A 26,175-nucleotide genomic window follows, 5' to 3' on the forward strand; every position below is an offset into this window, starting at 1 on the left:
GGTCGGGGGCGGGATCGGGATCGGGGGGAACGGGACGGGGGAGGGCTCAGCCGAACTTGCGGGCTGCCCTGCGCAGGTCGTACTCGTGGATGATCGCCTTGGCCTGGCCGTACGAGAGCTCGTGCGCGCCGCGCAGCCAGCTGACCTTCTCCTCGAACCGGACGAGGGAGGGGCCGTCGTCCACGGCGCGGAGCCAGTCGGAGAGTTCACGACCGGTGGTCTGGGGGATTCTGTCGATCATGTTCCGGTGGGTCTGCTCGGAGAACTCTACGGACATGGGCGCCTCCGGAGGTATCGCCGTGCTGTGCTGTTCTCTTCACGCCACCGTGCCGGAGAGTTCGCCCGTTGGCAATGGTGCCGCGGCGGCGCGTAAGGTCGGCCGGGTGCTTGATACTTCACCCCTGACCGCCGCCGTGGAACGTTTCGCCGACCGGCTGCGGGCCATGCCGCAGAGCCGCCTCCAGCAGGGGGCCGCCGCCGAGGCGCTGGAGCTGGCCAGGGAACTCTCCGTACGGGCCCAGGCGCTGGAGGCCCCGCAGCGGGCCGAGGGGGCGGCTCCGGCGCGGGAGATGCCCGACGCAGGGGTCTTCGTGGTCGGGGACCAGGTGGCGGTGGCCGGGACCGACCTCGCCGAGGCGCTGCGCGCCGCGGCCGACGCTCCGGCCGACGGGGTCCCGAAAACCGCGAAGGCCCCGTCCGAGATGCTGGACGAGGCCGTGCGGCTGGTGGAGCAGGCGGACGTCAGAGCGACGCGATGACGCGGTCCGCGAGGATGTAGACGTTGTTGTCCGGGTCCTGCGAGTCACCGCAGGAGAAGGTCAGCGCGTAGGCGCCCGAGATGCCCGAGCCGCCCAGCAGCACCGGCGCGGTGCCCGAGCGGAGCGCCTCGGCGAGGCGTTCCGCCGTCTCCCGGTGGCCCGGGGTCATGCACAGCGTGGTGCCGTCGGTGAAGACGTACACGTCCAGCGTGCCCAGCGGGCCCGGGCGGACGTCCGCGAGGGCCGTACGGGCCTCCGCGAGCTCCTCCAGGCGGCTGACCGTGCGCTCGTGGTCGGCGCCGGGGGCCGAGGCCTGGGCCGGTACGAAGTCGGGGTGCGAGGGGTGGCGTCGGCGGGCGGCGGCCAGCTCGGCGGAATCCTCCGGGTAGTCGTCGGCGGCTTCGTCGCCGAGCACCGGCTCCAGGCCCACCAGGTCCGCCTGGCGGGGCAGGAAGAGGGCCGGGCCGTCCTCCCCGAGTCCGGGCAGGCCGCCCAGCAGCGAAGGCGCGTCGGCGGCGTCACGGGCCTCCTGCGCGGCCCAGAAGGCCCGCGCCTCGGCGAGCTCGCGCTCGCGCTCCTCGGCCAGGGCCTCGGCCACGGCGGCTCGTATCTCGGCGGCGGGGGAATGCACGGCGCTGCGGGCGTGCGGGACGGTCGCACCGCGGGCGTGGGCCGGCGAAGCCAGCTCACCGCGGAGGGCCGTCACCTGCTTGCGCAGGCCGTGTACGGCGTGCAGCGCAGCAGCGCCCACGGCCGCGGCGACGGCCGTGGTCAGCAGCAGGGCAAGAGACATGGCGCTCACTGACTAACTCCTGATTGATTCGATCCCCCGACTTCCTACATCAGAGTGTCCCGACCTGGGAATGGCGTGCAGTGCATTACGTCACGAATTGGACAGGGCTTTGGTCACATCGGGGCCTTGTGAAACTGCCCTGACCTGGGGATATGGCAAACCCCCAGGATAAAGGTCACATCCTGGGGGAGATTCGGTCACAGGTCGGCCGCGACGGGATTGGATTCGGCGTCAGTACGACACAAGCGATCAAGCGGATCCCTTGCGGCGTCTGGACCGATGCTCCGCTCGGCTCAGCTCGGCCGCTCGGTTCCTGTGGTCGCGCTGGTCTTCGCCACCGCTGCGGGCAGGTGCCGCCGCTCGTTCCTCGCGGCGACCCCTACCCTCCGCTCCGGCTCAGCTCAGCCGCTCGATGACCATGGCCATGCCCTGCCCGCCACCCACGCACATCGTCTCGAGGCCGAACTGCTTGTCGTGGAACTGCAGGCTGTTGATCAGGGTGCCGGTGATGCGGGCACCGGTCATCCCGAACGGGTGACCGACGGCGATGGCCCCGCCGTTGACGTTCAGCTTCTCCAGCGGGATCTCCAGGTCCCGGTAGGACGGGATGACCTGGGCCGCGAAGGCCTCGTTGATCTCGAACAGGTCGATGTCGCCGACGGTCAGACCGGCGCGCTTCAGGGCCTGCTTCGACGCCTCGACCGGGCCGAGGCCCATGATCTCGGGGGAGAGGCCGGTGACACCGGTGGAGACGATCCGGGCCAGCGGGGTCAGGCCCAGCTCCCGCGCCTTGGTGTCGCTCATGATGACCAGCGCGGCGGCGCCGTCGTTGAGCGGGCAGCAGTTGCCGGCCGTGACCAGACCGTCGGGGCGGAAGACGGGCTTGAGGCCCTGGACGCCCTCCAGGGTGACGCCGGCGCGCGGGCCGTCGTCCGTGGAGACCACGGTGCCGTCCGGGGTGGTGACCGGGGTGATCTCCCGCTCCCAGAAACCGTTCTTGATCGCGGCCTCGGCGAGGTTCTGCGAACGGACGCCGAACTCGTCCATGTCCTGGCGGGTCACGCCCTTGAGGCGGGCCAGGTTCTCGGCGGTCTGGCCCATGGAGATGTACGCGTCCGGAATCAGACCGTCCGCACGCGGGTCGTGCCAGGACGCGCCCTCGCTCTGGGCGACGGCGGCCGTACGGGCCTCCGCGTCGACGAAGAGCGGGTTGTGGGTGTCCGGCAGGCCGTCGGAGGAGCCCTTCACGGAACGGGAGACCATCTCGACGCCCGCGGAGATGAAGACGTCGCCCTCGCCGGCCTTGATGGCGTGCAGCGCCATGCGGGAGGTCTGGAGCGAGGAGGAGCAGTAGCGGGTGATCGTGGTGCCGGGCAGGTAGTCCATGCCCATCTGCACGGCGACGATCCGGCCGAGGTTGTGGCCCTGCTCGCCGCCGGGGAGGCCGCAGCCGAGCATCAGGTCGTCGATCTGGCGCGGGTCCAGCTCGGGGATCTTGGCGAGCGCAGCCTGGATGATCGTGGCGGTCAGGTCGTCCGGGCGCACGTCCTTGAGGGACCCCTTGAAGGCGCGCCCGATGGGGGAGCGGGCAGTGGAAACGATGACGGCTTCGGGCATCGGGGCTCCAAGGGGGGTGAGTTGCGGCTCGTTGCGGGACCGCAAGCGAAGTTACCGGCCCGTACGGTCGAGGTCACCGACTTCGGCATGTGATGCCGGTCGCTCCGCGGGTGGAACGCACCGACCCGCCGTTCTGTTCCGCACCCCGGCCCAGGCCCCCGTGCCCCGGGCCCCGGCCCCCGTGCCCCGGGTCCGAGCCCTGGGCCCGCGCCCCGAGCCCTGGGTTCGGGGCCTCACCCCGGGAAACCCGGCTCCGCCGGGTGCCGGGCTCTGCCCGGGCCCGCGCCTCAAACGCCGGCGGGGCTGAATCGGCCCGGGGCCCGTGCCTTGGCCTGGCGGGGCTGAATCGGCCCGCTGGTCCGTGCCTTGGCCTGGCGGGGGTGGATCGGCCTGCTGGTCCGTGCCCCGGGTCCGGCGGGGCTGAATCGGCCCGCTGGTCCGTGCCTTGGCCTGGCGGGGCTGAATCGGCCCGCTGGTCCGTGCCCCGGGTCCGGCGGGGCTGAATCGGCCCGGGGCCCGTGCCCCGGCCCGGTGGGGGTGGATCGGCGCGGGCGGTGGCCTCGGCACGGGGGCGGCGGGTTACGTGCCCGCCACCTGGGGGCCCGGGACGGATTCCGTCGGGTCCGGCGGGGTGGGGGCCAGGTCCTCGCCCGGGACCCGCCGGCGGCGGCGGTGCTTGAGGAGGGCCCACGGGCCGCGGGCGGCCGTGACCTCGGTGCCCGCCTGCCCGGCAGCGGCGGACGCGGCCTTGGCCACCGGGAGCATGTCCTCGTTCCGCGCCACCTCCAGCCGGTCGGACTCCGGCCACAGCGACAGCGCCGCGCACAGGGTGGGGAGGACCGCCATGGCGGCGGTCGCGTACCCCTCCGCCGAGGGGTGGTACGAGTCCGGGCCGAACATCTCGCGCGGGTTGGCGGCGAACTCGGGGCCCAGCAGGTCCCCCATGGAGACCGTACGGGCGCCCAGCGCGACCACCCCTATGGTCTGGGCGGCGGCCAGCTGGCGCGAGACGCGGCGGGCCAGCCAGCGCAACGGCTGGTACACCGGCTCGATGGTGCCCAGGTCGGGGCAGGTGCCGACCACCACCTCGGAGCCCGCGAGCCGCAGCCGGCGTACGGCCGAGGTGAGATGGCGGACCGACTGGGTGGGCGGCATGCGCCGCGTCACGTCGTTCGCGCCGATCATGATCACGCACACGTCCGGCGGCGGCAGCCCGCCGTCCAGCAACAGGCCCGCCTGGCGGTCGAGGTCGTCGGACATGGCCCCGGAGACGGCCACGTTGCGCAGCTCCACCGGGCGCTCGGCCACCGACGCCAGCCCCGAGGCCAGCAGCGCGGCCGGGGTCTGTCTGGCCCGGCGCACGCCGAGCCCGGCGGCCGTGGAGTCGCCCAGCATGCCCAGCCGCAGGGGCCCGGGGTTCAGCTCCGGGCCGTCGAACTCGCTCCCGTACAGCCCGTCCGCCCGCGGCGGAACGCCCAGCCCGGTGCCCACCGTCCGCTTCGCGAACTGGACCTCCGCCAGCACCAGCCCCACGGCGGCGGCTCCTACCAGCCCCAGCCCGCCGCCGCCGTACGCCGCGCCCGCCGCGATCCGGCGGGCCGTCCTCGCCCTGGACACCCCTCGAGCCACCTCGCTTTCCTGCCCGGCCTCGTTGACCTACCTGCCCCGTACTGCCCGTCGGTCAATCCCTTTCCGCATAGTCTGGCCGGACCTCCCGGAGAACCCGTGGAGTCCCCTCCCTGGAGAACATGGTGCAATTCCACGACTCGATGATCAGCCTCGTCGGCAACACCCCGCTGGTGAAGCTCAACCGTGTGACCGAAGGCCTGCAGGCCACCGTCCTTGCCAAGGTCGAGTACTTCAATCCCGGTGGATCCGTGAAGGACCGGATCGCCGTCCGGATGATCGAGGCCGCAGAGCAGAGCGGTGCCCTCAAGCCCGGCGGCACCATCGTGGAGCCGACCAGCGGCAACACCGGTGTAGGACTCGCCATCGTGGCCCAGCAGAAGGGCTACAAGTGCATCTTCGTCTGCCCTGACAAGGTGTCCATGGACAAGATCAACGTGCTGCGCGCGTACGGCGCCGACGTCGTGGTCTGCCCGACCGCCGTCGACCCCGAGCACCCGGACTCGTACTACAACGTGTCCGACCGCCTCGTCCGCGAGACCCCGGGCGCCTGGAAGCCGGACCAGTACAGCAACCCGAACAACCCCCGTTCGCACTACGAGACCACCGGTCCCGAGCTGTGGGAGCAGACGGACGGGAAGATCACCCACTTCGTCGCCGGCGTCGGCACGGGCGGCACGATCTCGGGCACCGGCAACTACCTCAAGGAGGTGTCCGGCGGCAAGGTCAAGGTCATCGGCGCCGACCCCGAGGGCTCGGTCTACTCCGGCGGATCCGGCCGCCCGTACCTGGTCGAGGGCGTCGGCGAGGACTTCTGGCCGACCGCGTACGACCCGAACGTCACCGACGAGATCATCGCGGTGTCCGACAAGGACTCCTTCCAGATGACCCGCCGCCTGGCCAAGGAGGAGGGGCTGCTCGTCGGCGGCTCCTGCGGCATGGCGGTCGTGGCGGCGCTGAAGGCCGCCGAGGGGCTCGGCCCGGACGACGTGGTCGTCGTGCTGCTGCCGGACAGCGGCCGCGGCTACCTCAGCAAGATCTTCAGCGACGAGTGGATGGCCGGTCACGGCTTCCTCGAGGAGGCGGGCCCCTCGGCGCGCATCGGCGACGTGCTCGCGGACAAGGAGGGCGCCATGCCGTCCCTGGTCCACATGCACCCCGAGGAGACCGTGGGCGAGGCCATCGAGGTGCTGCGCGAGTACGGCGTCTCGCAGATGCCGATCGTCAAGCCCGGCGCCGGCCACCCGGACGTGATGGCCGCCGAGGTCATCGGCTCGGTCGTGGAGAAGGAGCTGCTGGCGGCGCTGTTCGCGAAGCAGGCCTTGCTGTCCGACCCGCTGGAGAAGCACATGAGCTTGCCGCTGCCGCAGGTCGGCTCGGGCGAGCCGGTGTCCGAGCTCATGGCCGTGCTGGGCGACGCGGACGCGGCGATCGTGCTGGTCGAGGGCAAGCCGACCGGTGTCGTGAGCCGTCAGGACCTGCTGGCGTTCCTCGCGAAGGGCGCGAAGTAGCCGCTGCCGGCGGCGTGATGCCGCCGTGTCGGCCCGTCGCACAAAAGGTACGGGCCCGTCATGTGACGGCAGCACCGGCTTAACACGGCTACGGCACAGTGGTGGTTGTCGGCCAGGAGCGAACGCCCCGGCCGGCACCACCGAACGGCGTTGACGTACTTCCGGAGCGGCTCCCGGACCGCGTGAACGCCATGGACGCGGACGGCCCTGACCCGTCCCGTGTCCTTCGCGGGGACCGCCGTCGTCCCGCCCCTCGTACGCGAGGGTGCGGCGGTCCCCGCGCACACTTCTTTCCGGGGCCCCGGCTCACTCGCCCGTGCAGCGGTCAGCGGTCAGGGGCGGAGGCGGAGGCGGGGGCGGGGGCGCAGGCGCTTCGAGGCGTGGATGAAGTTCACGCCGAGCACGCCCGCCCAGGCGACCAGCAGTCCCTTGAACCCCGCCTGCGTGGCGCCGATGCCGGACAGCGGGATCGCCAGGATCAGCGTGATGATGGCGAAGCCGAAGCGTTCGCCGAAGTTGCCGTCCAGCGCAGACGCCCCGCCCCGGCCCCCGCGGACGGCAGTCAGGCGTTCCTCGGCCAGCCGGCGCCGGACCTGGGTGTCGACCTTCTCCACGAAGGAGTCCACGAGCGCGGCCTCGTACTCCGGCCCCAGCTCGCGCCGGGCGTCCAACGTCGCGTCGAGTTCCTTCTTCAGCTCCTGGGACTCCATGCGCCCAGCGTAGGAACGGCCCGGGGCCCCGGCACTGGGGTTAGCCCCCGTATCCGCGCCCCGGACCGTCTCGCGGAGCGGTCCGCCGCTTGCCGTCCTGCATAAGCGCATGCAGAGTGCTCGGTGACTGAATATTCACGGGGACGGAGGGGTCGGGATGAGCGACAGCCCGGCAGCGCGGCTGCAGAAGCTGTTCGAGGGGCACCGGCTGACGCCCACCCAGCGGCGGATCGCCCACTGCATGGTGCGGGGAGCGGCGGACGTGCCGTTCCTGTCGAGCGTGGAACTCGCCGAGCTGGCCGGGGTGAGCCAGCCCTCGGTGACCCGCTTCGCGGTGGCGCTCGGCTTCGACGGGTACCCGGCGCTGCGCCGGCACCTGCGCGAGGTGGCTCCCGCCGAGCGCGCCGCGGCCGCGCAGGAGGACGCGTACAACGAGTACCAGCAGGCCGTGCAGGGGGAGATCGAGAACCTGCGGCAGCTGTCGGCCATGCTCGCCGACCCCTCGCCGGTCGAGGAGGCGGGCCGGGTGCTCGCCGGGTCCAGCCCGCTGCCCGTGCTCGGGCTGCGGGCGGCGTCCTCGCAGGCGCGCGGGTTCGCGTACTTCGCCGCCAAGGTGCACCCGGACGTACGGCTCCTCGACGAGGGCGGCTCGATGCTCGCCGACCGGATCGACGCGGCCGCCGCGGCCGGGGCCTCGGCGCTGCTGTGCTTCGCGCTCCCGCGGCACCCGCGGGAGGTGGCGGAGGCCCTGGACCACGCGCGGGCGGCCGGCCTGAAGGTGGTGACGGTCGCCGACTCGGCGTTCGCCCCGGTGGCCCGGTCCTCGGACCTGCTGATCCCGGCACCCGTCGGCACCGGACTGGCCTTCGACACGGCGTGCGCGCCGATGCTGCTGGGGCGGGTGCTGCTGGAGGCGATGGCGGACGCGCTGCCGGACGCGCAGGCGCGGCTGGAGGCCTTCGACGCGCGGGCCGCGGCGCGCGGGCTGTTCGTGGAGTAGTCCCCGGTCAGGGGCAGGGACAGGGGAAGGAACAGGGGCGCGGTCACGGTGGCGGTCAGCGGTAGTTGAGCTCGGCCAGCTCCGTGGCGAGGCGACCCCGCAGGGCGGGGATGCGGGCGAGCAGGGGCAGCGCGGTGTTGCGTACGGCGCGCAGGACCGGATTGCGGGTGGTCGCGATGCGGGTCATCCGGTCGGTCAGGGCCACCACGTGCAGGGCGACGGGGCGGCGCGTGGCCTCGTAGGCGTCGAGGTTCCCGGTGGCGAGCGCGCGGCCGAGGGCGTATCCGTCCTGGATGCCGGTGTTCATGCCCTGGCCGCCCGCCGGGCTGTGCACGTGGGCGGCGTCCCCGGCGAGCAGCAGCCGGCCCGCGCGGTAGCGGTCGGCGACCCGGTGGTGGACCCGGAACCGGGACGACCAGACGAGCGCGCGGACACGGGCCTGGCCCGGGGCGCGCTCGTCCAGCAGGCCCTGCACGAAGGCGAGGTTCGGCTCGGCCGGGGCCTCGGCCACGGTGGCGACGACGCGGTAGCGCGTGCCGGGCCCGCCGGACCCGCCGGGCAGCGGGGCGACGACGGTGAGTCCGGCCGCGCCGAAGGCGAGCGAGACCTCCTGCGGGCCGGGGGCCCAGTCCATGGCCACGTCGGCGAGGACGAAGGACTCCTCGTACGCGCTGCCCGCGAAGCCGATGCCGGTCGCCTCGCGGACCACGCTGTGCATGCCGTCGGCCCCGACGGCGTGGTCGGCGCGCAGGGTCTCGCCGGTGGCGGTGGTGAGGGTGACCCCGCCGGGGTCCTGGGCGATGCCGGTGACCTCGTACGGGCGGTGGACGTCGCCGCCGAGGGCGCGCAGGCGGGCCAGGAGCACGGCCTCGGTCTCGTACTGGGGGACCATCAGCGCGTACGGGTGGGCCGTGGGCAGGCCGTCGAAGGGGACGGCGGCGAGCAGGCGGGCGCCGTCGCGGATCCGGAACCGGCTGACCGGGATGCCGCGGCCGACCAGCTCGGCGGACAGGGCGCCGGACGGGTCGAGCTCGTCGAGGACCTCCAGGGTGCGGGCGTGGACGACGGCGGCGCGGGAGGTGTTGGCGCCCTCGGCCTGGCGGTCGAGGAGGACGGAGTCGACTCCGGCTTCGGCGAGGGTCACGGCGAGGGCGAGGCCGGTGGGACCGGCGCCGACGATGGCGACGGCGGTCCGGGAGGGGAGCGGGAGGGGGAGCGGGAGCGGGGACGCGGGCATGGGGTCCTCCTGGGTCAACGGTTGTTGGCCAACGGCTGTTGACATAGCGTGCGCCTGCCCGGGTGGCATGTCAACGGTTGTTGGCCTACATTTGTTGGCATGGCACAGGGGGCAGAGACCAAGGCGGCGATCCTGCGGGCGGCGCGGGAGCGTTTCGCGGCGCAGGGGTACGAGCGGACGACGATCCGCGGCGTCGCGGCGGACGCGGAGATCGACCCCTCGATGGTGATGCGGTACTTCGGGAGCAAGGAGAAGCTCTTCGAGGCGGCGCTGACGGTGGACCTGCGGCTGCCGGACTTCACGGCCGTGCCGGCGGCGGAGCTGCCCGGCGCGCTCGTACGGCACTTCCTGGACCGGTGGGAGGGCGATCCGGCGGATGACGCGCTGCTGGTGCTGCTGCGGTCGGCGGTGACGAACGAGCGCGCGGCGGAGCGGATGCGGGAGGTATTTGCGGCGCAGGTCGCCCCGGCGCTGGCGGCGGCGGTCGGCCCGGCGCGGGCCGCGCAGGCCGGCGGGCTGATGGCGGCGCAGCTGCTCGGGCTCGGGCTGACCCGGTACCTGCTGCGCCTGCCCGCGGTGACGTCCCTGACCCCGGATGCCGTGGTCGCAGGCCTCACCCCGGCCCTGGCCGCCACCCTGGCCGACCCGGCCTGATCCTGCGGCGCGGGAGGCGGCCGTCGACCGGCAACGCCCAGCCCGCCGGCGTTTGAGGCGCCGGGTTCGGGGGCGGATCCCCTGGCGGGGCCGCGCGTCAGAGCAGGGCGTCGCGGAGGGCGGCTCCGGCCTCCGCGGTCAGTGCGGACAGCGACTGCGCCGGGCGGGCCAGGGCGAAGCGGACCGTGCCCGACCGGGTCGTCGTGAAGCCGTGGACCGCCGGGCGCGGGAGGCTGTTGTAGCCGTAGTGGGCCGTGAAGAAGTACGCGCCCGTGTCCGGGACCGCGATCAGGTCGCCCGGGGCCAGTTCCGGCAGCTCCCGGGCCGTGGCCAGCAGGTCGCCCGCGAAGCACGCCGGGCCCGCGATGTCCTGGGGGACGGGCGGGCCCGTCTTCGGGGCGCCCTTCGCGTCGTACGGCAGGATCCGCAGCGGCCACGCCGCCGGCGCGTACACCGTACGGGTCGCCAGCTGGACCCCCGCGTGCGTGAGCGCGATCGGGCGGCCCCCGGTGGTCTTCGTGTACTCGACCCGGGAGAGCATCAGCCCGTGCTTGGCCAGCAGGGACCTGCCGAACTCCGTCACCAGGCCGTAGCGGCCGGAGAACAGGGCCGGGGCGGCCTCCCTGAGGGCCGCCACGTACTGCGCGTACGACGGCGCCTCGGCGTCCGACGCGAAGTTCACCGGCAGGCCCCCGCCGATGTCGAGGGTGTCGACCTGGCGGCGCCCGGCCGCGGCGTTGATCTCCTCGGCCAGCGCGTGCAGATCCCGCACCCCCTCCGCGATCAGCGGCAGCGGCACGCCCTGTGAGCCCGAGTGGGTGTGCAGCCGGGTCAGCCACGGCCGTTCCACGAAGGCCCGTACGAGCCACTCGCGCGCCCCCGGATCCCGCAGCGCGATCCCGAACTTCGAGGTCGCGGTGGCAGTCGACAGTGCATCGATCGCGCCCGCGCCGGTCTGCGGGTTGATCCGGATCCCTAGGGGGGCCGACGTGGGGGCGGCGGCGACGAGCGCGTCGAGCCGCTCCAGCTCCTGGCGGTTGTCGGCGTTGACGGCGATCCCGAGGGCCAGCGCCTCGCGCAGTTCGGCCGAGGTCTTGGCGGGGGAGTCCAGAACGGTCCGCTCCGGCTCCACCCCGGCCGCCCGGGCCAGCGCCAGCTCGCCGGGGCTCGCGACCTCGCAGCCGAGGCCGGAGTCCGCGAGCAGCCGCAGCACCGGCACGAGCGGGCACGCCTTCACGGCGAAGGCGTGCAGGACGGGGGTGCCGGGCGCCAGCGCCGCCGCGAAGGCGCTGGTCAGGGCGGCGGCGGAGGATCGGATCCCGGTCACGTCCAGCAGGCAGACCAGGGGCTCCGCGGCATTCGCCCCGCCCACCAGACCCTGCTCGACCGCGGCCCGTACGGCCAGGTCCCGGCGCGCTGCGGCGCCCTCCCCGTGCGTCCTCGCGTGCATGCCCGCGGGCATCTCGGCAGCCATGTCCGCCAGCCAATCATCCGGCGGGTCGGCCCGCAGCTGTTGACTGAATCTATTCAGGAAGTCAGGATGTGAATAGATTGACCAACACCGGAGGAGGCACCGCCATGTCAGGACCCCGCCCCGTACGTGCTGCGCGAGGCACCGAGCTCAGCACCCTGGGATGGCAGCAGGAAGCCGCCCTCCGGATGCTCCAGAACAACCTCGACCCCGAGGTCGCCGAGCACCCCGACAAGCTCGTCGTCTACGGCGGCACCGGCAAGGCCGCGCGCGACTGGCGCTCCTTCGACGCGATGGTCCGCACCCTGCAGACCCTCAAGCAGGACGAGACGATGCTCGTCCAGTCCGGCCGCCCGGTCGGCGTGATGCAGACCCACGAGTGGGCGCCGCGCGTGCTCCTCGCCAACTCCAACCTCGTCGGCGACTGGGCCAACTGGGAGGAGTTCCGCCGTCTGGAGCACCTCGGCCTGACCATGTACGGCCAGATGACCGCCGGTTCCTGGATCTACATCGGCACCCAGGGCATCCTCCAGGGCACGTACGAGACCTTCGCGGCCGTCGCCGCGAAGAAGTTCGGCGGCACCCTCGCGGGCACCATCACCCTGACCGCCGGCCTCGGCGGCATGGGCGGCGCCCAGCCGCTGGCCGTGACGATGAACGACGGCGTCGCGATCTGCATCGACGTCGACCCGCGCGCCATCGAGCGCCGCATCGAGCACCGCTACCTGGACGTGAAGGCCGACAGCCTGCAGCACGCGCTGCAGCTCGCGGTCGAGGCGCGCGACGCCCGCAAGCCCCTCTCCATCGGCCTCCTCGGCAACGCGGCCGAGCTCCTCCCGCAGATGCTCGCGGAAGGCGCCCCGATCGACATCGTCACCGACCAGACGTCGGCGCACGACCCGCTGGCGTACCTGCCCGTGGGCGTCGACTTCGACGACATGGCGGCGTACGCGGCCAAGGACCCGGCGGGCTTCACCACGCGGGCCCGCGAGTCGATGGCGAAGCACGTCGAGGCCATGGTCGGCTTCATGGACGCGGGCTCCGAGGTCTTCGACTACGGCAACTCCATCCGCGGCGAGGCCCAGCTGGCCGGCTACGACCGCGCGTTCGCCTTCCCCGGCTTCGTCCCGGCCTACATCCGCCCGCTGTTCTGCGAGGGCAAGGGCCCCTTCCGCTGGGCGGCCCTCTCCGGCGAGGCCTCGGACATCGCGAAGACCGACAAGGCGATGCTGGAGCTCTTCCCGGAGAACGAGTCGCTGCACCGCTGGATCAAGATGGCCGGCGAGCGGGTCCACTTCCAGGGCCTGCCGGCGCGCATCTGCTGGCTCGGCTACGGCGAGCGCGACAAGGCCGGCGAGCGTTTCAACGACATGGTCGCGAGCGGCGAGCTCGCCGCCCCGCTGGCCATCGGCCGCGACCACCTCGACTGCGGTTCGGTGGCCTCCCCGTACCGCGAGACCGAGGCCATGCTCGACGGCTCCGACGCGATCGCCGACTGGCCGCTGCTCAACGCCATGGTCAACGTCGCCTCCGGCGCCTCCTGGGTCTCGATCCACCACGGCGGCGGCGTCGGGATGGGCCGCTCGATCCACGCGGGCCAGGTCACCGTCGCCGACGGCACCAAGCTCGCGGGCGAGAAGATCCGCCGCGTCCTCACCAACGACCCGGGCATGGGCGTCATCCGCCACGTCGACGCGGGCTACGACATCGCCGAGTCGGTCGCGACCGAGCGCGGCGTCCGCGTCCCCATGCGCGAGGGCGACGACGCGTGAGCGACAACTCCGCCGGGGCGAGCTCGTTCCACAGCATGTGGAACGAGCTCACCCCCATCGGCCGCCACGCGGACAGCGGCGGGTACCGCCGCTTCGCGTGGACCGGCGCCGACGCCGACTGCCGGACCTGGTTCCAGGCGCAGGCGGAGGCCCGCGGGCTCACGTACGAGACCGACCGCAACGGCAACCAGTGGGCCTGGCTCGGCGATCCCCTCGCCGGTGACGCCGTCGTCACCGGCTCCCACCTGGACTCCGTCCCCGACGGCGGCGCCTTCGACGGGCCCCTCGGCGTGGTGTCCTCCTTCGCCGCCCTGGACGAACTCCGCAGGAGGGGCGCGGAGTTCTCCAGGCCGCTGGCCATCACCAACTTCGGCGACGAGGAAGGGGCCCGCTTCGGACTCGCCTGCGTCGGCTCCCGGCTCGCCGCCGGGCAGCTGACCAAGGAGAAGGCGTACGAGCTCCGCGACGCCGACGGGATCAGCCTGCCCCGGGCCATGGAGGCCGCCGGGTACGACCCCGACGCCATCGGGGCCGACCCGGAGCGCCTCGCCCGTATCGGCGCCTTCGTCGAGCTCCACGTCGAGCAGGGCCGGGCCCTGGACCTGTCCGGCGACGCCGTCGGCATCGCGTCCGCGATCTGGCCGCACGGCCGCTGGCGGTTCGACTTCCACGGCGAGGCCAACCACGCCGGCACCACCCGTCTCGTGGACCGGCGCGACCCGATGCTCACCTACGCGGCGACCGTCCTGGCCGCCCGTACCGAGGCGGCCCTCGCCGGCGCCGTCGCCACGTTCGGGAAGATCTCGGTCGAGCCCAACGGGGTCAACGCCATCCCGTCGCTGGTGCGCGGCTGGCTCGACTCCCGCGCCGCCGACCAGGCCACCCTCGACACGGTGGTCACCGCCATCGAGAAGGCCGCCCGCGAGCGCGCCGACCAGGACGGCATCGACCTGGCCGTCGTCCGGGAGTCCTTCACCCCGGTCGTCGAGTTCGAGCACGCCCTGCGCGACGAGATGAACCGGATCCTGGGCGGGGCCGTCCCCGTCCTCGGCACCGGGGCGGGACACGACGCCGGAATCCTCTCCGCGGCCGTGCCGACCGCGATGCTGTTCGTACGGAACCCGACCGGCGTCTCCCACTCCCCGCGGGAGTTCGCCCCGGAGGACGACTGCGTGGCCGGTGTCCTCGCCCTCGCCGACGTACTGGAAGGACTCGCATGTCGTTGAAGGGGCACGTGCTGAAGACGTACTGGCTGGAGCACGCCTGGCTCGGCACCCTCGTCGAGTCCGGCGTGACCCTGGAGGTGGGCGCCGACGGGCGGATCGCCGCCCTGCGCACCGCGGCCGAGACCCCGCCGCCGGGGGCCGAGGTCCTGCGCGGCCTGACCGTTCCCGGTCTGGCCAACGCCCACAGCCACGCCTTCCACCGGGCTCTGCGCTCCCTGGTGCAGGTGGGCTCCGGGACCTTCTGGACCTGGCGCGAGCTCATGTACCAGGTCGCCCAGAACCTCACCCCCGACACGTACTTCGCGCTCGCCCGCGCGGTGTACGCGGAGATGGCGCTCGCCGGCATCACCGACGTCGGCGAGTTCCACTACGTCCACCACGCCCCCGGCGGCGCCCCGTACGCCGACCCGAACGCCATGGGCGAGGCGCTGATCGAGGCCGCCGCCGCGGCGGGCATCCGCATCACCCTCCTCGACACGGCGTACGTGTCGTCCGGCTTCGGTGCGGCCCCCGACCCGCACCAGCTGCGGTTCTCCGACGGCACGGCCGACGCCTGGGCCGAGCGCGTCTCGGCCCTCAAGCCCCGTGAGCACGCCCTGATCGGCGCCGCGATCCACTCCGTGCGCGCCGTACCGGCCGGGCAACTGGCCACCGTCGCCCGCTGGGCCGAGGAGCGGCAGGCCCCCCTGCACGTCCACCTCTCCGAGCAGACCGCCGAGAACGAGGCCTGCCAGGCCGCCCACGGCCGGACCCCGACCCAGCTCCTGGCCGACCACGGGGTGCTCGGCCCGCGCACCACCGGCGTCCACAACACGCACCTCACCGACGCGGACATCGCGCTCCTCGGCGGCACCACCACCGGCACCTGCATGTGCCCCACCACCGAGCGCGACCTCGCCGACGGCATCGGCCCGGCCGGCCGGCTCCAGCGCGCGGGCAGCCCGCTCTCCCTCGGCAGCGACAGCCACGCGGTGATCGACCTGCTGGAGGAGGCCCGCGCGATGGAGCTCAACGAGCGCCTGCGCAGCCGTACTCGGGGCCACTGGACGGCGAACGCGCTGCTGACCGCGGCCACCGCCGACGGGCATGCGGCCCTGGGCCGGCCGGATGCGGGCCGCCTGGAGCCGGGCGCGCTCGCGGACTTCACCACGGTCGCGCTGGACTCCGTCCGTACGGCGGGGCCGTTGCCGCGGCTGGGCGCGGAGACGGCCGTGTTCGCCGCGACGGCCGCGGATATCCGGCACACGGTGGTCGGCGGCCGCCACATAGTCCGCGACGGCGCCCACACCCTGGTCCCGGACGTGCCGTCCGCCCTGTCCGAGTCCATCGCAGCCGTACGGGGCTGACGCTGCTCCTTCCCCACCCCGCCCCTTCCCGGAAACCGGGCTCTGCCCGGACCCGGTCCGGGGGAGGGTCTGGGGCGGAGCCCCGATTTCGGGAACCCCGAAGGGAACCATGACCACCACCGTCATCACCAACATCGGCAGCCTCGTCACCAACGACCCCGCCCTCGGCGACGGCAGCCCCCTCGGCCTGACCGAGGACGCGGCCGTCGTCATCGAGGACGACAAGATCGCCTGGGTCGGCCCCACGGCCAAGGCCCCGTCGGCGGACGGGACCTTCGACGCGCAGGGCCGAGCCCTGATCCCCGGCTTCGTCGACTCCCACTCGCACCTGGTCTTCGCCGGCGACCGCACCGCCGAGTTCAACGCCCGGATGTCCGGCCGCAGCTACTCCGCCGGCGGCATCCGCACCACCGTCGCCGCCACCCGCGCCGCCACCGACGCCGAGCTCGAGGCCAACCTGCTGCGCCACCTCGACGAGGCCCGCCGCCAGGGCACCACCACGTTCGAGACCAAGTCCGGCTACGGCCTCACGGTCGAGGACGAGGCCCGCGCCCTGCGCATCGCCGCCGCGCACACCGAGGAGGTCACCTACCTCGGCGCGCACATCGTCTCCCCCGACTACGCCGAGGACCCGGCCGGCTACGTCGACCTCGTCACCGGCGAGATGCTGGCGGCCTGCGCCCCGTACGCCCGCTGGGTGGACGTCTTCTGCGAGAAGGGCGCCTTCGACGGCGACCAGGCCCGCGCGATCCTCACCGCCGGCGCCGCCGCCGGCCTGATCCCGCGCGTCCACGCCAACCAGCTGTCCTACGGCCCCGGCGTACAGCTCGCCGTCGAGCTGGAGGCCGCCTCCGCCGACCACTGCACCCACCTCACCGACGCCGACGTCGACGCCCTGGCGCAGGCCGCGGACACCACCGTCGCCACCCTGCTGCCCGGCGCCGAGTTCTCCACGCGCGCCCAGTGGCCCGACGCCCGCCGCCTCATCGACGCGGGCGCCACCGTCGCGCTGTCCACCGACTGCAACCCGGGCTCCTCGTACACGAGTTCCATGCCGTTCTGCATCGCCCTCGCGGTCCGGGACATGCGGATGACCCCCGACGAGGCGCTCTGGTCCGCCACCGCCGGCGGCGCCCGCGCCCTGCGCCGTACGGACGTGGGCGTCGTGATCCCGGGAGCCCGCGCCGACCTGGCCCTCCTGGAGGCCCCGAGCCACGTCCACCTGGCCTACCGCCCCGGCGTCCCGCTCGTCTCCGCCGTCTGGCAGCGAGGCGTCCGCACCGCCTGAACGACCCCCGATGCGCCCGGACATGGCCTGAATCCAGGCGGCCGACAGGCCGTGGATCCAGGCCTGTCCTGTGTCTTCCCTCCGTAAGGTCCCGGGCGTACCTTGAGCCACCAATCTGATGTGTCGTCAGTAACTTGTGGCCCGAGGGGAAGACGAAGGTGCCCGACCGGAAACGCTCCACCGCGCTTGCGCTGGCCTCCGCGCTGGCCGGAACGGCGGTCCTGCTGGCCGCCCCCGCAGCCCACGCCGACGTCGTCGACGTCGCCTACGACTGCAAGACCCCCATCGGGGACAAGTCGGCGGTGTCACCCATCGACATCAAGGCCGTCAAGGAGGGCGACGGGTACAAGCTGACGATGTCCTTCCAGAAGGGCGTCTCGTCCAGCCCCGTCGAACTCGGCAAGGGCGCGATGAGCCCCAGCGCCGTCATCGTGGCCGAAGGCGCGGAGAAGGCGTCCGTGCCGGTCTCGGGACCGCCCAACCCCGAGGCGGTGCCCGCCAACACCCCCATCAAGATCACCGATCTCTCGGGCACCTACACCCCCAAGAAGAGCGGCAAGGTCACCTTCACCGCGGGCGTGCTCACCATCAAGGCGCTGGGGACCACCACCACCTGCACCCCCGGCAACGGCCCCAAACCCTCCCTGGAGCTGGACGTCACGGCCACCGCGCAGCCCGGGGGCACCGAGGACGGCACCCTCCCGCAGACCGGACCCACCGACTCCGCCCTCGCCCTCGGCACCCTCGGCGGCACCGTGCTGCTCACCGGCGCCGCCGGGGTGCTCTGGCTGACCCGGCGCGGTCAGCGGGCCCGGTCCTGAACGGAGCACCCCCGGCCATGCCCGTGCTCCATACCCTCGCCTCCCTCTCGTCCCGCACCTCCCTCTCGTCCCTCTCGTCCCTCTCGTCCCTCAAGCGCCTGTGCGTCCCACTGTTCGCCGCGGTCCTGCTCTGCGCGTCCGCGGCGGGCGCCGCCGCGGACGAGCCCGGCTGGACCGCCGAGCCCGCCGCGGGCAGTGCCGCAGCGGCGCGGCCGTCCTTCTACCTCGCGGGCCCCGGCGGCGCCGTCCTGGAGGACCGGCTGGCCCTGTCCAACACCTCCGACCGGGAGCGCACCGTCACCCTGCGCGGGGCCGACGCCTCCAACACGGCAGGCGGCGCCCTCGCCGTGCGCCCCGCCGCCCCCGCAGCGGGAGGCCGCCAGGACGGCGCGGTGCCCGGCGCCGGCTCCTGGATCAGCTTCGGGTCCGCCGCCACCGTGAAAATCCCGCCCCGCACCCGCGCGGTGGTCCCCTTCACCGTCACCCTGCCGCCCGCCGCCCTCCCCGGCGACCACCCGGCCGCCGTGATCGCCGCCGAGGACGGCCGCGAGGTGGGGGTACGGGTCCACCTGCGCGTCGTCGGCCCGACACTGGCCGCCCTCACGGTCGAGGACGTCTCCGTACGCGGCAAGGGCGCCCGCGCGGTGGTCGCGTACACCCTGGTCAACCGCGGCAACGTGGCCCTCGCCCCCGAACTGGCCATCCGCGCCGAAGGCCTCTTCGGTGAGGTCCCGGGCCGGACCGCCCGCGCCCTGCCGGTGGAGCTGCTCCCCGGCCGGCGGGTCTCGCTGACCGAGCCCTGGCCCGGAGCCCCGGTCCTCGACGACGTCGGCCTCACCCTCACGGTCACCGCCCCCGGCGCGGCCCCGGCCACCGCCACCGCGTCGGCGTGGTTCGCGCCCGGGGGAATCGCGGCCGAGGCCGGCGCCGGGCTGCTCTGCCTCGGCGGGGTCACCCTGGCCGCGCTGCTCCTCGTACGGCACCGGCGGACCCGCGGGGGGCCGCCGGTGCCGTACGAGGAGCCCGTACCCGCGGGGAACCGGGCACCGGAACACGAGCTGACGGGAGCATCCAGGTGAGCGCCAAGGGCGGCGGAACGGTCGGCGGCAAGGTCGGGGCCCTCGTCGCGGCAGGGCTGGCGGTCTGGGCCCTGGCCCTGTCCGCGGCCCTGTTCCCGGCCGGGGCTGCCGCGGCTGCTGCTGCGCCCTCGGCCCCCGCCACCGCAGCGGCCGAGGGCAAGCCCGCCGTGGCGCTCTCGCTGGAGGAGGCCGCGAAGGGCACCGAGATCACCGTCACCGGCACCGGCTGGCGCGCCAAGACCCTGGTGATGCTGCTGGTCTGCGGGCAGAACATGATCGGCGGCACCAACAGCTGCGCCAACGCCGACGGAGCCGCCGTCTCGGTCGGCGACGACGGGCGCTTCGCGGCCCGGCTCGCCGTGGTGGCACCGCCCAAGCCCTGCCCCTGCATCGTGAACGTCACCTCTGTCAACGGGGACCAGTCGACCGTCGCCGCCCCCCTGAAGATCACCGGCCACCCGGTGGCCGAGCTGCCGGCCGAGTCCGGCACGGCACGCCTGGCGATGCTCACCGGCGTCCGGCTCGAGGGCGAGGACGGGGTGCTGACCTGGTTCGGCGCCCCGCCCAGCCGGAGGTTCACGGTCACCGTCGGCAACCTCGGCCCGGCCCCGGTCAAGGACCCGGCCTTCCAGCTCGGCACCGCCCACGGGGTGTTCGCACCGCTGTGGGACGAGGTCCGGTGGAAGGGCACGATCCCGCCGGGCGGCAAGGCGGAGATCCGGCTGGACGTCAGCCTCTCGGCGGGGGCCCACGGGGACTACACCGTCTCCCTCAAGTACGGCGACACGGTCGTGGCCACCCAGCCCTGGGGCGTGGACCGCCCGTACGGGGTGCTGCTGTTCTGGGGCCTGCTCCTGCTGGTGATCCCGGCCGCGGTCTTCCGGATCGGCATGGCCGTCGTCGACAGGGTCCGGCCGCGCCCGGGTCCGGCCGGCGGCCGCCACCGGGGCGCGAAGGCCCCGGAGCCGGACGCGGCGTCCGGGACGGCGCCGGCGCCGGCGGCCGCGCCGGTGTCCCCCCAGACCACCACGGCGGTCCTGCCGTGGTTCACCCCGGACAGCGCGCCGGGGCCGAGAGCACCACATGCACCACAGGCACCACAGGCGTCCGCACCGTCTGAGAGCAGTCCGACGACGAAGGGACATTCGTGAAGACCCAACGGAGGGTGAGTGCGGCCGCGGTCGCGCTGCTGTTCGGCGGCGCGGGCATCCTGCTGGCGGCGAGCCCCGCCCAGGCGGCCGACGTCTCGTACAAGGTGGAGTGCATCCCGCCGGCGGGCGGCGGCGGGCCGGTCCAGGGCACGACCACCGTCTCGATCACCGCACCCGCCACCGCAAAGGTCGGCGACGAGGTCGAGGTGGTCTGGAAGACCGTCAAGCCGGCCTCGAACAACACCGATCTCATGGACCTGGGCAAGGACACCGTCAAGCCCACGGGCTTCGTGCAGCTCGGCGGCGCGCTCGCCGCGGAGGTGAAGCTGGAGGGCGAGCGCAAGAACCCGCCCATCCCGAAGAAGGCCCCCATGGTCATGTCCGACATGAAGGGCAAGATCAAGCTGACCAAGGCCGGGGACGTCACGATCACGCCCGGCAAGTACGACGTCGACTTCAGTGGCTTCGTCACGCACTGCTCGCCGAAGGAGACGGTCGGCGTCGGCGCCACCATCAAGGTCACCGAGGGCGGCGGAAGCTCCGGCGGCGGCTCGACGGGCGGCGGGAGCACGAGCGGAGGTTCCACGAGCGGAGGTTCCACGAGCGGGGGCTCGACCAGCGGAGGTTCCACCAGCGGCGGATCCGCGAGCGGAGGTTCCACCAGCGGCGGCAGCGGCGGCCAGACCGACTTCCCGGGCAAGCCCGTGGAGGTCGCCTTCGACTGCGGCCCGGTCGTTCCCGGGGGCATCAAGACCCCGGTCACGATCAACGCGAAGAAGAACGGCGGCAGCTACGACCTGACCGTCAAGACCGCCAAGGGCGCGATGGCCAGCCCGATGGCCCTGCCGGCGGGGGCCCTCAAGCCCTCGATGGACATCAAGCTCGGCGGCGCCGACAGCGGCATGGTCAAGGTCTCCGGCCCGGCCAACGCGGAGCCGATCCCGGACAAGGCCCCGGTCAGCCTCAGCGACATGACCGGCACCTACAAGCCCGGCAAGACCGGCAAGGTCACGCTGAGCCCGGACCAGCTGACGATCGACGTCACGATGGCCCCGGGGGCCACGCCGATCAACGTGCCCTGCAAGGCTGCCAGCAGCGGCGTCTCGCTGGAGCTCGACACCACCGCCCAGACGGGCGGCTCCGGCTCCCCGTCCACCACCGGCTCCACCACCGCCTCGGGCGCCTCGGGCGGCCTCGCCGAGACGGGCGCCGAGAACGAGGGGGGCATCAAGGCCCTGGCCCTGGTCGCCGGCACGGTGATCCTGCTCGGCGGCGCGGTCTTCACCTTCACCCCGTGGCGCCGCCTGCGCGGCACGCGCTAGCCCCGGACGTGAAGCGGCCCGGCACACCGAACGGTGTGCCGGGCCGCTTCACGCGCCAGGAGGGGTGCGTCAGTGCACGCCGCCCATGAGGGTCTGGACCTTCTTGCGGTACGCGTAGACCGCGAAACCGGCCAGGGCCGCGGCGAGCGCCTGGAAGGCGATCACCCAGGTGCCGTTGAGGTCCACGCCGCCGATGGACAGGAGGCTGGTGATGCAGTCACCGGCGGTGACCGCGAGGAACCAGACGCCCATCATCTGCGAGGCGTACTTCTGCGGAGCCATCTTCGTGGTGACGGAGAGGCCGACCGGGGAGACGCACAGCTCACCGATGGTCTGGATCATGTAGATCGTGACGAGCCACATCGGGGAGACCTTGGTGTCGCCCGTCGCCATGCCCATCGGGACGATGAAGACGAAGAACGAGGCACCGATCAGGACCAGGCCCATCGCGAACTTCACGATGGTGTTCGGCTCCTGGTTCTTGCGCGCCAGCCACAGCCACAGCCAGGCGAAGACCGGGGCCAGGGCCATCACGAACAGCGGGTTCAGCGACTGGTACCAGGTGGCCGAGAAGTCGAAGCCGAACATGGTGCCGGCGGTCTTGTCGTCCGCGAACAGGGACAGCGTGGAGCCGCCCTGGTCGTAGATCATCCAGAAGACGGCGGCGGCGATGAAGAACCAGATGTACGCGGTCATCTTCGACTGCTCGGCGCCCGACAGGTCCTTGTCGCGCTTGATGCGGGTCAGGACGGCGATCGGGATGAACAGACCGGCCAGCGTCAGCGGGACCAGGGCCCAGTTCAGCGTGTAGGCACCGAGGGCGACCACGGCGCCGTAGAAGACCGCGATGCCCAGGACCGCGAGGACGACCTTGGTGAGGACGGCCTTGCGCTCCTCCGCGGACAGCGGGTTCGGGACCAGGCTGCTCTTCGGGCTCAGGTGCTTGGTGCCGAGCAGGAACTGGGTGAGGCCCAGGCCCATGCCGACGGCGGCGAGGGCGAAGCCCAGGTGCCAGTTGTGCTCCTTGCCGACGGTGCCGACGACGAGCGGGGCGACGAAGGCGCCGAGGTTGATGCCGATGTAGAAGAGGGTGAAGCCACCGTCGCGGCGCGGGTCCTCCGGGCCGTCGTACAGGTGGCCGACCATCGTCGAGATGTTGGCCTTCAGCAGACCGGAACCCGCCGCGACGAGGATCAGACCGACGAAGAACATCGCCTGGCCGGGCAGGGCCAGCGACAGGTGACCGGCCATGATCACGAAGCCGGCGATGGCGACCGTCTTGCGGGCGCCCCAGACGCGGTCACCGAACCAGCCGCCGGGCATGGCCATGAGGTAGACCATGGAGACGTACACGGAATAGATGGCCGTGGTCGTGGCGGCGGTCATGGCCAGTCCGCCACCCTGGCTTCCCGTGGCGGCGTCGGCGCCGCCCGAGACCAGGTAGTACACCAGGAGTGCACGCATGCCGTAGTAGGAGAAACGCTCCCACATCTCGGTCATGAACAGAGTGGCCAGGCCACGGGGGTGTCCGAAGAAGGTCTTCTCGGTGGACGGAACCGCCGAACCCTTCGTCAGGCTGGAAGCCATGGTCGATCCTTGCTTGGTCGGGACGCTTCGCTTCGTGAGCGGAACAGCGCCCGGTGGGGGGTGGCCGGCACCGGCCACGGGTGTCCCACCCCACGCCCAGGGGTCTGCCCCCGTCCGGTGAGGAGGGAGGCGGGGGATGTCCGTAACCGGGATCCACGCTCCGTCGCGCATCTTCGCGTGCGGAGCCCGGCCCACAGGTCATTCACTGTCACCGGATTCGATGAGGAGAGTCGTCAAGACCCCCTGATCGATCCGGACAGAATCGAGACCTTCGGCTCGCTTTTCGGCGCAAAGGTCTCTGAGGTAGTGCATCAGGCGTCTCGCCACCATACGACACGACAGTGCGGCATATGAAAGGACTTGAGACATGGATCACAGGCGAGCGGGGAACCGTTTGGCCACATTCGAAGGTCGGCATCTGCCATAAGACCAGATCGGCAGGGGTGTGCAGGTGCGACCCTGCGCAACGCCGCCGCGGACTACCATCACCCACATGACGCGTGTACTGCTCGCCGAGGACGACGCATCCATCTCGGAGCCCCTGGCCCGTGCCCTGCGCCGGGAAGGGTACGAGGTCGAGGTCCGGGAGGACGGCCCCACCGCCCTGAACGCAGGACTGCAGGGCGGCGTCGATCTCGTCGTCCTGGATCTGGGCCTGCCGGGCATGGACGGCCTCGAGGTCGCCCGCCGGCTGCGCGCCGAGGGCCACGGCTTCCCCATCCTGGTACTCACCGCCCGTGCGGACGAGGTCGACACGGTCGTCGGCCTGGACGCCGGCGCCGACGACTACGTGACCAAGCCCTTCCGCCTCGCCGAGCTGCTGGCCCGGGTGCGGGCCCTGCTGCGGCGCGGCGCGAACGAGGCCACCCAGGCCCCCGCCACCCACGGCGTGCGGATCGACGTCGAGTCGCACCGCGCCTGGATGGGGGAGGAGGAGCTCCAGCTCACGGCCAAGGAGTTCGACCTGCTCCGGGTCCTCGTCCGCGACGCCGGCCGGGTCGTCACCCGCGACCAGCTGATGCGCGAGGTGTGGGACACCACCTGGTGGTCCTCCACCAAGACCCTCGACATGCACATCTCCTGGCTCCGCAAAAAGCTGGGCGACGACGCCGCGAACCCGCGCTACATCGCCACCGTCCGCGGCGTCGGCTTCCGCTTCGAGAAGAGCTGAGCGGCCTCCCGGACCATGCGCCGCCGTCTGATCAACTCCACGCTCGCCGTGGTGCTCGTCGTGATCGCCGTCTTCGGCGTCTCCCTGGTGATCGTGGAGACCCGGACGATCACCAGCAGTGCCCAGGACCGCATCGAATCCGAGGCGCTGCGCCTGGTGGGCATCGTCGAGGGGAGCGTCCTGGAGAACAAGCCCATCGACGCCCAGGCCCTCGCCGAGCAGTTGGACGTGGGCGGGTACGCCCGGATCACGGTCCCCGGGCAGCCGCCCGTGGAGGTCGGCGACCGGATCCCCGACAGCGTCATCCGCGGCACCGCGAAGGGCGAGCAGGGCGAGACCGTGGTCGTCGAGGAGTCCCGCTCCACGGTGACCAGGGAGGTCGGACGGACCCTGGCCGTCGTCGGCGCGGTGGCGCTGCTCGCCGTCGTGGCGGCCGTCCTGCTCGCCGTACGGCAGGCCAACCGGCTGACCTCCCCGCTCACCGACCTGGCCGAGACGGCCGAGCGGCTGGGCTCCGGCGACCCGCGGCCCCGGCACAAGCGGTACGGGGTCCCCGAGCTCGACCGGGTCGCGGACGTGCTGGACTCCAGCGCGGAGCGGATCGGCCGGATGCTGACCGCCGAGCGGCGCCTGGCCGCGGACGCCTCGCACCAGCTGCGCACCCCCCTCACGGCCCTGTCGATGCGGCTGGAGGAGATCACGGTCACCGAGGACCTGGAGACCGTACGGGAGGAGGCGAGCATCGCCCTCACCCAGGTGGAGCGGCTCACGGACGTGGTCGAACGGCTGCTGACGAACTCGCGGGACCCGCGGACGGGCTCGGCGGTCCCCTTCGACCTGGACGAGGTCGTCAAGCAGCAGGTGGAGGAGTGGCGGCCGGCCTACCGCAGCGCGGGCCGGGCCATCGTGCGCTCCGGCAAGACGGGCATGCGGGCCGTCGGCACCCCGGGCGCGGTCTCGCAGGTGCTGGCCACCCTCGTGGAGAACGCGCTGATGCACGGTGGCGGAACGGTCGCGCTGCGTACCCGGGTGATCGGGAACCAGGCTGTGCTGGAGGTCACGGACGAGGGGCCGGGGGTCCCGCCGGACCTCGGCAACCGGATCTTCGAGCGGGCCATCAGCGGCCGCAATTCCACCGGGATCGGTCTGGCGGTGGCCCGGGACCTCGCGGAGGCCGACGGGGGGCGCCTGGAGCTGCTGCAGACGCAGCCGCCGGTGTTCGCGCTGTTCCTGAGCCGGACGGCGCCGACGCGGCCGGAGCCGGAGCAAACGGTCCGCTGAGCCGGCCGGCACCCCCGGGGACGGGCCGGGCGCCGGGCTACTTGCCGGCGTGCTCCGGGGCGCGCGCGGCGCTCGGGCCGCTCTCGGTCCCGCCGCGCGGCGAGGCGGCCGCGGAGGCCGCGGCCGGGGCCGGGGCGGGTTCCGGCAGGGCCTTGAAGACCCAGGTCCGGTACGACCAGAAGCGGAACACGGTGGCCGTGCCGATGCCGATGAACTTGAACACGTTGGTGGCGAGCGGGCCGTCCCAGCCGAGCCCGTAGGTGGCCGTGTACAGGACGCCGTTCTCGATCACGAGGCCGATCACGCTGAACGCCACGAACAGCGGCAGCTCGCGGGAGCTGCCGCTCTGGGCGCGGTCCCGGTAGGTGAAGTACCGGAAGCCGATGTAGTTGGTGATGATGGCCACGACGGTGGCTATCACACTCGCCCGGACGACCTGGAGGTCCGTCGTGTGGCGGATCAGGTTGAAGACACCCAGGTTGACGAGCACACCGACGCCGCCGACGGCCCCGAACTTCGCGGCCTCGGAGGCGAGGCCGCGTACGCGTTCGAGGACGGATCCCTGCTGCGGGGTGCTCATGTGATGGATCAGTCCTGTCCTTCGCCGCCCCGCGTGGAGGCGTCCGCGGAGGCGTCTGCCGCCTTGGGTCAACCCACCCATGCTAAGTGTCGCCCCGTGGGCCCGTCCGTGCCTTCGTACACCGTGCGACGCACGGCACACAGGGACGTGACGACGACGCGCGCCGATCAGTAC

23 protein-coding genes are annotated in these 26,175 nt (G+C 72.9%); 14 read left to right on the forward strand and 9 right to left on the reverse strand.

All coding sequences use genetic code 11. From position 1 onward, the window contains the following. Window positions 1–46 precede the first annotated feature (46 nt). On the reverse strand, window positions 47–277 hold the full coding sequence (locus tag AB0I68_RS28210; protein ID WP_363180165.1) for a DUF4287 domain-containing protein: 231 nt from the start codon (window positions 275–277) through the stop codon (window positions 47–49). A 106-nt stretch (window positions 278–383) separates the two neighbouring features. Between AB0I68_RS28210 and AB0I68_RS28215 the strand changes: the two genes are divergently transcribed. After that, window positions 384–758, forward strand: a complete 375-nt coding sequence (locus tag AB0I68_RS28215; protein ID WP_363180166.1) for a hypothetical protein — start codon at window positions 384–386, stop codon at window positions 756–758. Here the strand turns inward: AB0I68_RS28215 and AB0I68_RS28220 are convergent. From AB0I68_RS28220 to AB0I68_RS28230, 3 genes are all read right to left on the reverse strand, one after another. Further along, window positions 742–1,551, reverse strand: coding sequence for a hypothetical protein (locus AB0I68_RS28220; RefSeq protein WP_363180222.1), 810 nt, complete (start codon window positions 1,549–1,551; stop codon window positions 742–744). The genes AB0I68_RS28215 and AB0I68_RS28220 overlap by 17 nt on opposite strands. Before the next feature lie 396 nt (window positions 1,552–1,947). Continuing rightward, window positions 1,948–3,168: an acetyl-CoA C-acetyltransferase gene (locus AB0I68_RS28225; RefSeq protein ID WP_363180167.1), complete on the reverse strand. Its 1,221-nt coding sequence runs from the start codon at window positions 3,166–3,168 to the stop codon at window positions 1,948–1,950. Window positions 3,169–3,747: 579 nt separating this feature from the next. Then, entirely contained in the window at window positions 3,748–4,797 is a 1,050-nt protein-coding gene (locus AB0I68_RS28230; protein WP_363180168.1) for an SGNH/GDSL hydrolase family protein, read from the reverse strand. Window positions 4,798–4,919: 122 nt separating this feature from the next. On the opposite strand from AB0I68_RS28230, the gene AB0I68_RS28235 reads away from it, so the two are divergent. Further along, complete coding sequence (locus AB0I68_RS28235) at window positions 4,920–6,305, forward strand: cystathionine beta-synthase (RefSeq protein ID WP_363180223.1); 1,386 nt, start codon at window positions 4,920–4,922, stop codon at window positions 6,303–6,305. 332 nt (window positions 6,306–6,637) lie between these two features. On the opposite strand, the gene AB0I68_RS28240 is transcribed toward AB0I68_RS28235, so the two are convergent. Further along, the gene (locus AB0I68_RS28240) at window positions 6,638–7,015 is read right to left on the reverse strand and encodes a hypothetical protein (protein WP_363180169.1); all 378 of its coding nucleotides are present in this window, start codon (window positions 7,013–7,015) and stop codon (window positions 6,638–6,640) included. Between the two features lie 157 nt (window positions 7,016–7,172). Here AB0I68_RS28240 and AB0I68_RS28245 point away from each other — a divergent pair, with 157 nt between their 5' ends. After that, the gene (locus AB0I68_RS28245) at window positions 7,173–8,015 is read left to right on the forward strand and encodes a MurR/RpiR family transcriptional regulator (RefSeq protein ID WP_363180170.1); all 843 of its coding nucleotides are present in this window, start codon (window positions 7,173–7,175) and stop codon (window positions 8,013–8,015) included. Between the two features lie 55 nt (window positions 8,016–8,070). Here AB0I68_RS28245 and AB0I68_RS28250 read toward each other — a convergent pair whose 3' ends face one another. Next, entirely contained in the window at window positions 8,071–9,252 is a 1,182-nt protein-coding gene (locus tag AB0I68_RS28250) for an FAD-dependent monooxygenase (RefSeq protein ID WP_363180171.1), read from the reverse strand. 99 nt (window positions 9,253–9,351) lie between these two features. Between AB0I68_RS28250 and AB0I68_RS28255 the strand changes: the two genes are divergently transcribed. Continuing rightward, entirely contained in the window at window positions 9,352–9,906 is a 555-nt protein-coding gene (locus tag AB0I68_RS28255; RefSeq protein ID WP_363180172.1) for a TetR family transcriptional regulator, read from the forward strand. Between the two features lie 97 nt (window positions 9,907–10,003). Here the strand turns inward: AB0I68_RS28255 and AB0I68_RS28260 are convergent, their stop codons facing one another. Next, a complete protein-coding gene (locus tag AB0I68_RS28260) occupies window positions 10,004–11,380 on the reverse strand; it encodes a diaminopimelate decarboxylase (RefSeq protein ID WP_363180173.1) in 1,377 nt (458 codons plus the stop codon). A 104-nt stretch (window positions 11,381–11,484) separates the two neighbouring features. Here AB0I68_RS28260 and hutU point away from each other — a divergent pair, with 104 nt between their 5' ends. From hutU to AB0I68_RS28300, 8 genes are all read left to right on the forward strand, one after another. Then, window positions 11,485–13,149: a urocanate hydratase gene (gene hutU / locus AB0I68_RS28265; RefSeq protein WP_363180174.1), complete on the forward strand. Its 1,665-nt coding sequence runs from the start codon at window positions 11,485–11,487 to the stop codon at window positions 13,147–13,149. 35 nt (window positions 13,150–13,184) lie between these two features. Beyond that, entirely contained in the window at window positions 13,185–14,375 is a 1,191-nt protein-coding gene (locus AB0I68_RS28270) for an allantoate amidohydrolase (protein WP_363180224.1), read from the forward strand. After that, window positions 14,366–15,721: a formimidoylglutamate deiminase gene (locus tag AB0I68_RS28275; protein WP_363180175.1), complete on the forward strand. Its 1,356-nt coding sequence runs from the start codon at window positions 14,366–14,368 to the stop codon at window positions 15,719–15,721. The genes AB0I68_RS28270 and AB0I68_RS28275 overlap by 10 nt, the downstream gene beginning before the upstream one ends. A gap of 109 nt (window positions 15,722–15,830) precedes the next feature. Next, the gene (gene hutI, locus AB0I68_RS28280; RefSeq protein ID WP_363180176.1) at window positions 15,831–17,009 is read left to right on the forward strand and encodes an imidazolonepropionase; all 1,179 of its coding nucleotides are present in this window, start codon (window positions 15,831–15,833) and stop codon (window positions 17,007–17,009) included. Between the two features lie 158 nt (window positions 17,010–17,167). After that, window positions 17,168–17,830, forward strand: coding sequence for an LPXTG cell wall anchor domain-containing protein (locus tag AB0I68_RS28285; protein ID WP_363180177.1), 663 nt, complete (start codon window positions 17,168–17,170; stop codon window positions 17,828–17,830). Window positions 17,831–17,847: 17 nt separating this feature from the next. Continuing rightward, a complete protein-coding gene (locus AB0I68_RS28290) occupies window positions 17,848–18,909 on the forward strand; it encodes a hypothetical protein (protein ID WP_363180178.1) in 1,062 nt (353 codons plus the stop codon). Window positions 18,910–18,998: 89 nt separating this feature from the next. Then, window positions 18,999–20,060: a hypothetical protein gene (locus AB0I68_RS28295; protein WP_363180225.1), complete on the forward strand. Its 1,062-nt coding sequence runs from the start codon at window positions 18,999–19,001 to the stop codon at window positions 20,058–20,060. Window positions 20,061–20,074: 14 nt separating this feature from the next. Further along, the gene (locus AB0I68_RS28300) at window positions 20,075–21,382 is read left to right on the forward strand and encodes a hypothetical protein (RefSeq protein ID WP_363180179.1); all 1,308 of its coding nucleotides are present in this window, start codon (window positions 20,075–20,077) and stop codon (window positions 21,380–21,382) included. Window positions 21,383–21,451: 69 nt separating this feature from the next. Here AB0I68_RS28300 and AB0I68_RS28305 read toward each other — a convergent pair whose 3' ends face one another. Further along, window positions 21,452–22,969 carry an oligopeptide:H+ symporter gene (locus tag AB0I68_RS28305; protein ID WP_363180180.1) on the reverse strand — a complete coding sequence of 506 codons (1,518 nt, stop codon included), beginning with the start codon at window positions 22,967–22,969 and terminating at the stop codon, window positions 21,452–21,454. A gap of 493 nt (window positions 22,970–23,462) precedes the next feature. On the opposite strand from AB0I68_RS28305, the gene AB0I68_RS28310 reads away from it, so the two are divergent. Together AB0I68_RS28310 and AB0I68_RS28315 are read left to right on the forward strand one after the other, a co-directional pair. Beyond that, a complete protein-coding gene (locus AB0I68_RS28310) occupies window positions 23,463–24,140 on the forward strand; it encodes a response regulator transcription factor (protein WP_363180181.1) in 678 nt (225 codons plus the stop codon). A 15-nt stretch (window positions 24,141–24,155) separates the two neighbouring features. After that, window positions 24,156–25,421 (forward strand): ATP-binding protein, encoded by a 1,266-nt coding sequence (locus tag AB0I68_RS28315; protein ID WP_363180182.1) that lies wholly within the window; start codon window positions 24,156–24,158, stop codon window positions 25,419–25,421. 37 nt (window positions 25,422–25,458) lie between these two features. On the opposite strand, the gene AB0I68_RS28320 is transcribed toward AB0I68_RS28315, so the two are convergent. Further along, window positions 25,459–26,001: a GtrA family protein gene (locus tag AB0I68_RS28320; RefSeq protein WP_363180183.1), complete on the reverse strand. Its 543-nt coding sequence runs from the start codon at window positions 25,999–26,001 to the stop codon at window positions 25,459–25,461. Window positions 26,002–26,175: the final 174 nt, after the last annotated feature.

The organism is Streptomyces sp. NPDC050448, from assembly GCF_040655295.1.
GTDB lineage: Bacteria > Actinomycetota > Actinomycetes > Streptomycetales > Streptomycetaceae > Streptomyces.

Bases quoted from the DNA above. Each gene is read 5' to 3' on its own strand.
- AB0I68_RS28270 (WP_363180224.1), top strand. From the start codon at position 13,185: ATGTGGAACGAGCTCACCCCCATCGGCCGCCACGCGGACAGCGGCGGG.
- hutU (WP_363180174.1), top strand. From the start codon at position 11,485: ATGTCAGGACCCCGCCCCGTACGTGCTGCGCGAGGCACCGAGCTCAGC.
- AB0I68_RS28210 (WP_363180165.1), bottom strand. From the start codon at position 277: ATGTCCGTAGAGTTCTCCGAGCAGACCCACCGGAACATGATCGACAGA.
- AB0I68_RS28260 (WP_363180173.1), bottom strand. From the start codon at position 11,380: ATGGCTGCCGAGATGCCCGCGGGCATGCACGCGAGGACGCACGGGGAG.
- AB0I68_RS28250 (WP_363180171.1), bottom strand. From the start codon at position 9,252: ATGCCCGCGTCCCCGCTCCCGCTCCCCCTCCCGCTCCCCTCCCGGACC.
- AB0I68_RS28245 (WP_363180170.1), top strand. From the start codon at position 7,173: ATGAGCGACAGCCCGGCAGCGCGGCTGCAGAAGCTGTTCGAGGGGCAC.
- AB0I68_RS28275 (WP_363180175.1), top strand. From the start codon at position 14,366: ATGTCGTTGAAGGGGCACGTGCTGAAGACGTACTGGCTGGAGCACGCC.
- AB0I68_RS28320 (WP_363180183.1), bottom strand. From the start codon at position 26,001: ATGAGCACCCCGCAGCAGGGATCCGTCCTCGAACGCGTACGCGGCCTC.
- AB0I68_RS28310 (WP_363180181.1), top strand. From the start codon at position 23,463: ATGACGCGTGTACTGCTCGCCGAGGACGACGCATCCATCTCGGAGCCC.
- AB0I68_RS28290 (WP_363180178.1), top strand. From the start codon at position 17,848: ATGCCCGTGCTCCATACCCTCGCCTCCCTCTCGTCCCGCACCTCCCTC.
- AB0I68_RS28240 (WP_363180169.1), bottom strand. From the start codon at position 7,015: ATGGAGTCCCAGGAGCTGAAGAAGGAACTCGACGCGACGTTGGACGCC.
- hutI (WP_363180176.1), top strand. From the start codon at position 15,831: ATGACCACCACCGTCATCACCAACATCGGCAGCCTCGTCACCAACGAC.
- AB0I68_RS28220 (WP_363180222.1), bottom strand. From the start codon at position 1,551: ATGTCTCTTGCCCTGCTGCTGACCACGGCCGTCGCCGCGGCCGTGGGC.
- AB0I68_RS28315 (WP_363180182.1), top strand. From the start codon at position 24,156: ATGCGCCGCCGTCTGATCAACTCCACGCTCGCCGTGGTGCTCGTCGTG.
- AB0I68_RS28225 (WP_363180167.1), bottom strand. From the start codon at position 3,168: ATGCCCGAAGCCGTCATCGTTTCCACTGCCCGCTCCCCCATCGGGCGC.
- AB0I68_RS28305 (WP_363180180.1), bottom strand. From the start codon at position 22,969: ATGGCTTCCAGCCTGACGAAGGGTTCGGCGGTTCCGTCCACCGAGAAG.
- AB0I68_RS28255 (WP_363180172.1), top strand. From the start codon at position 9,352: ATGGCACAGGGGGCAGAGACCAAGGCGGCGATCCTGCGGGCGGCGCGG.